Below are 4041 nucleotides of genomic sequence, written 5' to 3' on the forward strand. Positions count from 1 at the left end.
CCCCCCCCCACCGGCACTCAACGCCAACCCCTCGACAATCGCCGTCAGCGCCGCCCCCCGATGCCCTTCCGCGCGCGGAAAACGTGCGCGCATTTCGGCCTCGACCACCTCCATCAGGCTCGACCCGCCGACAAAGATCAACCGGTCCACAGCGCCGGGCGCGATGCCTGCGTTCCGCGCTGTCGTCTCCGCTGCATCCCCCATCTGTGCGGCCAGTTTCGAAAGCCGCTTGCGCATCCAGTCACGGGGCAGGGGCAAAGTCGCGCGGGGTTTGAGCATCGACACGTCGATCACTGGCTCTGCATCCCCCTCGGCCCCTGCGCCATTGGCGCGGATTTTGCCCGCTTCGACGGCAAAAGCAAGATCATGACCAAGCTCTTCGTTAAGCACTTTAACCAACCGTGCCAGACGCTTGGGATGTTCGGCAAACTTATGCAATTCCGCCGCCGCCTTGCGGGTATCCGGGCCATAGAGAAACGGAATTTTCGCCCATGTGGCCAGATCGTTGAAGATCGCATTGGGCGCGATGTGGGTGTCGCCCCCGAAAGCATGGCGAATTTCGCTCCCCATTCCAAGCTGCGGCATCACCCGCCCGATGGACAAGGACCGGTCAAAATCGGTCCCGCCAAGGCGGATGCCGTGGCTTTCCAAAATGTCGATCTCATCATTCCCGCGCTGGCGGAAAAGCGTGAAATCAGAGGTGCCGCCGCCGATATCGATCACCAGCCCCAGATCCCCCGGGCGCAGCGCGGCGCGGTTGGCAAGCGCGGCTGCTTCGGGTTCATTCATGAAATCCACATGGTCGAAACCGGCCCGGCAATAGGCCTCGCGCAGGTCTGTCAGCGCTTGTGCATCGCGCGCGTCATCAGCTGAGTGAAAGCGCACCGGACGGCCAGAGAGTGCTGTGTCGAACTGCATCCCCGTGGCGGCTTCGGCTTGCGTTTTCACCCGCGCCAGAAACCGCGCCACAATATCGATAAAGTCCAGCCGTTCGCCCAAAAGCACCCGCCGCTCGCGCATTAGCCGGGTGCCAAGCAGGCTTTTCAACCCGCGCATGTAACGGCCCTCGGCCCCGGCCAGCAGCGCGTCAGAGGCGGCGGCGCCGATCCGCATTTCACGCGCTTCGAAATCAAAAAATACCGCCGTCGGCAGGGTCTGCGCCTCGGCCTCTAGTGCGATCAGTTGCGGGGTGCCGTTGACAGCGATGCCCGCCGCGGTGTTGGACGTTCCAAAATCAATCCCCAGCCTGGCCATGACGTTCTCCTAATGCCTTTTCACGGGCGGTCCGATGCGCAGCGCGCCCGTGCAAAGCACCCGCGATACCCTTCTCGCGCGGGCTTGGCAACGAAGGCTGGCGCGTCGCGCGGCTTTTGGCTAGCCTCGCAAAAAAAACGCCAATATGGGAGAACTTCATGAACCGTTTGAACCGTTTGATGACCGGTGTGGCCAGTGCTGCATTGGCTGTCGCCGCCACCAGCGCTTTCGCCAAGGACGACATCACCGTCGCCATGCAGCTTGAGCCGCCGCACCTTGATCCGACCTCTGCCGCGGCCGGGGCCATCGACTCGGTGCTTTATACCAATGTCTTCGAAGGGCTGACCCGTTTCATGGGCGATGGCTCTGTCGTGCCGGGCTTGGCTGAGTCCTGGGAGATTTCCGAAGACGGGCTGACCTATAAGTTCAAGCTGCGCGAGGGGGTCACCTTTCACGATGGCACCACGATGGACGCCGAGGACGTGAAATTCACCCTCGACCGGATCAACGCCGAAGACAGCGCCAATGCCCAAAAGGCGCTCTATGCCGCGATTTCCGAAGTGAACGTCATTGACCCGCAGACCGTTGAGGTCAAACTGAGCGAACCGAATGGCAACATGCTGTTCAACCTCGCCTGGGGCGACGCGGTGATCGTGGCACCAGAAACGGTCGAGACGATCAAGCAGACCCCGATTGGCACCGGCGCGTTCAAGTTTGAGAACTGGAATCAGGGCGACAAGATCACTCTGACCCGGAATGACGACTATTGGGGCGAGGCGCCCGCGCTGGCCAGCGCGACCTTCAAGTTCATCTCAGACCCGACAGCGGCTTTCGCTTCGGTCATGGCCGAGGATGTCGATGTTTTCACCGGCTTCCCCGCGCCGGAAAATATCCCCCAGTTTGAGGCGGACCCGCGTTTCCAAGTGCTGATCGGCTCGACCGAGGGGGAAACGATCCTGTCGATCAATAACAAGCGCGAACCTTTCGATAACGTCAAAGTCCGCGAGGCTGTGGCCCATGCCATTGACCGGCAGGCGATCATCGATGGTGCGATGTTCGGCTATGGCACACCCATCGGCACACATTTCGCGCCGCATAACCCGGACTACGTCGATCTGACTGAGATGAGCAGCTACGACCCTGAAAAATCCAAGGCGCTGCTGGCCGAGGCCGGTTTCCCCGATGGGTTCGAGACGACGTTGCACCTGCCGCCCCCATCCTACGCCCGCCGCGGCGGAGAGATCATCGCAGCCCAGCTGGCCGAAGTTGGCATCAAGGCGCAGATCACCAATGTCGAATGGGCACAGTGGTTGGAAACGGTGTTCAAAGGCAAGGATTTCGGTCTGTCGATCGTCAGCCATACAGAGCCGATGGACATCAATATCTACGCCAACCCGGACTATTACTTCCAATATGACAATGCTGAGTTCCAGTCGCTGATAACCGAGTTCAACAAGACGGCAGAACCCGCAGCGCGGACCGAGATGCTGGCCAAGGCGCAGCGCATGATCGCCGAAGACTATGTGAACGGCTATCTGTTCCAACTCGCTTTCCCGACGATTGCCAAGGCGGGTGTCGAGGGGCTTTGGGTAAACGCGCCCACGCAGGCCACCGACCTGACCGGTGTGAGCTGGGCGGAGTGATCCATAGGATTGCGTTTAAGCATTAAAAAAGGGCGCGCCGTGAGGCGCGCCCTTTTTAATTAGATGCGAAGACCTATTGGTCTTTGCCACGCAGGTTTGCTGCGGCTTCGCTTACCAGCGCGTCGGGGTTCTGGTTACAGACGACCATGAAGTCTTCCATTTCCTGTTCCATTTCCGTGTCGGCCATCTCGTCAGCTTCTTCGGAATCTTCGACGGCTTTTGTATTGTCGATCAGGGAATCTTCGGTTTCTTCAGCGTCTGTCGCTTCAGCAGCAGAGATGTCGCTCGGCTCGGAACCGTCGTTTTTGGTTTCGGTGATCATGGAGCCACCGTGGTCGCCATCTTTCAGTTCGGCAATTGCCATGGAAGAGACTTTCATTTTGTCTTCATCGCTCAATTCTTGGTACTGGGCGCAGGTCATGGTGGCCATGTCCATGTGAGCAGCGGCGAAGGCGGGTGCGGAAACGGTGCCCAGAAGGCCGGCGATCGCAAGTGTTTTCAGAGTCGTTTTCATTTTTATTCTCCAGTTTTATCTGTTCTCCCGAAGACAACACCGCATAACGGATATGGTTCCAGCGCATAGCGATTAGGAAAGGGAAAACGGCGGTTTCAGTGCATAACATGCTCACAATGCTGGATTCTTTCGATGTGGACCCCGGCCCCGCCCTACGTGGGCCTTAAAAATTCAGCAATTCTCTCTTTCTCCTCGGGGAAACTGCACGCGGGCTCTGGACCCTCCCGAGCGTGCCGCCTAACCTCCGCGCTATGTTGCGCTATGCGTTGAAAAGATTTCTCTCCCTGCTCATCAGTCTCGCGGTCGCGTCGCTGGTGATCTTCATGGTGATCGAGGTCGCCCCCGGCGATCCGGCTTCGTTTATGCTGGGCTTGAATGCGCAGCCAGAAACATTGGCCGCGCTGCGCAGTGAACTGGGGCTCGATCAGTCCCGACCGGAGCGTTACCTTGAGTGGGTCGGTGGCATGCTGCGCGGCGATTTCGGCACGTCCTACACCTATCGCACCCCGGTGACCGAGATGATCGGTGACCGGCTTTGGGTCTCTGTGCCCTTGGCGCTTTATGCGCTTTTCCTCTCTGTCATCGTGGCCTTTCCGGCGGGAAGCGGCGTAGATGCCCGCCGGGGGCGGG

Annotated in this window: 4 protein-coding genes; 2 read left to right on the forward strand and 2 right to left on the reverse strand. The window is 59.6% G+C overall.

Features of this window, described 5'->3' with window-relative positions; translation table 11 throughout:
* A partial coding sequence (locus A3722_RS02630) for an Hsp70 family protein (RefSeq protein WP_067915900.1) occupies nucleotides 1–1254 on the reverse strand: 1254 nt, incomplete at its 3' end.
* A gap of 158 nt (nucleotides 1255–1412) precedes the next feature.
* Here A3722_RS02630 and A3722_RS02635 point away from each other — a divergent pair.
* Complete coding sequence (locus A3722_RS02635; RefSeq protein WP_067626276.1) at nucleotides 1413–2897, forward strand: ABC transporter substrate-binding protein; 1485 nt, start codon at nucleotides 1413–1415, stop codon at nucleotides 2895–2897.
* Between the two features lie 73 nt (nucleotides 2898–2970).
* Here the strand turns inward: A3722_RS02635 and A3722_RS02640 are convergent, their stop codons facing one another.
* Nucleotides 2971–3411 (reverse strand): HdeA/HdeB family chaperone, encoded by a 441-nt coding sequence (locus A3722_RS02640; protein WP_067626275.1) that lies wholly within the window; start codon nucleotides 3409–3411, stop codon nucleotides 2971–2973.
* 251 nt (nucleotides 3412–3662) lie between these two features.
* Between A3722_RS02640 and A3722_RS02645 the strand changes: the two genes are divergently transcribed.
* On the forward strand, nucleotides 3663–4041 hold a 379-nt coding region (locus tag A3722_RS02645), incomplete at its 3' end, for an ABC transporter permease (RefSeq protein ID WP_150120410.1).

This window comes from Sulfitobacter sp. HI0027 (assembly GCF_001634775.1).
Taxonomy (GTDB): domain Bacteria; phylum Pseudomonadota; class Alphaproteobacteria; order Rhodobacterales; family Rhodobacteraceae; genus Sulfitobacter.

Coding starts and splice junctions, on each gene's coding strand:
- A3722_RS02635 (WP_067626276.1), top strand. CDS start 1,413: ATGAACCGTTTGAACCGTTTGATGACCGGTGTGGCCAGTGCTGCATTG.
- A3722_RS02640 (WP_067626275.1), bottom strand. CDS start 3,411: ATGAAAACGACTCTGAAAACACTTGCGATCGCCGGCCTTCTGGGCACC.